General features: G+C 34.7%; 1 protein-coding gene. It reads left to right on the forward strand.

Annotated elements, in window-relative coordinates; genetic code table 11:
• Positions 1 to 94: 94 nt before the first annotated feature.
• On the forward strand, positions 95 to 988 hold an 894-nt coding region (locus GVV10_RS09425; protein WP_159522010.1), incomplete at its 3' end, for an IS30 family transposase.

The raw sequence follows: 988 nt of genomic DNA on the forward strand, positions 1-988 counted from the left end.
GATAAATTAGTATATTAAGTGCAACACTAATAAAAAAGACTCATAACGGTCTCGTGGTAAAATGTATTTGTCGATACAACCAGGAGGAAACGTCATGAGCTATAAACATATTACCATAGAAGAACGTGCATGTATAAAGAAAATGAGGAGTGAGGGATCGTCTATTAGAGCAATAGCTAGATGTTTAGATAGAAGTCCATCAACGATATCTAGAGAACTAAGACGTAATAAAGGTAGAAACGGAGTCTACCACCCCGTTACTGCACAAAGACTATATTATGAACGGAAAGATAATTGCGGAAGAAGGATTTCGATTAACTATGATATTCAAAAATATATTAACGATAAAATCAACCTTAATTGGTCACCTGAACAAATATATTTTAGAGCTAAATTAGAGCGCCCTGCATTGTGGATTCCATCGTTTTCTACAATTTATAGATGGATTCATTTAGGTTTAATCGCAAAAGGCGATATGAGAAAACTTAGAAGAAAAGGAAAGTTTAAAAGGCCACAAGAAACCAGGGGAAGATTTAATGTAGGGAAAACAATAAAAAAACGCCCTAAATCAGTATATAAACGTGAAGAGATAGGACATTGGGAAGCCGATACTGTGGAGTCAGGAAGGGTTGGACATGTAAGAAAGAGTTCTTATTGTCTAGTCACCCTAGTTGAAAGGAAATCAAGATATACATTATCAGTAGTTTTGCCTAATCGAAGAGAAGAGTTAGTTACGCAAGCCATAATAAACATGATGTCAGTACTACCTAAACATATGGTCAAAACAATAACATGTGATCGAGGTAAAGAATTTTCTGGATACGAAAAAGTAGAATCTTCATTAAACTGTGACGTATATTTCGCAGACCCTTACTGTTCCTGGCAACGAGGTACAAATGAAAATACTAATGGATTATTAAGAGAATACTATCCGAAAGGTATGGATTTATCTTTAGTTACACCAAATGACCTAGAAGAAAAAATAGGA

It is taken from the genome of Erysipelothrix urinaevulpis, assembly GCF_009828835.1.
In the GTDB taxonomy this organism is placed as follows: Bacteria; Bacillota_I; Bacilli_A; order Erysipelotrichales; family Erysipelotrichaceae; genus Erysipelothrix; species Erysipelothrix urinaevulpis.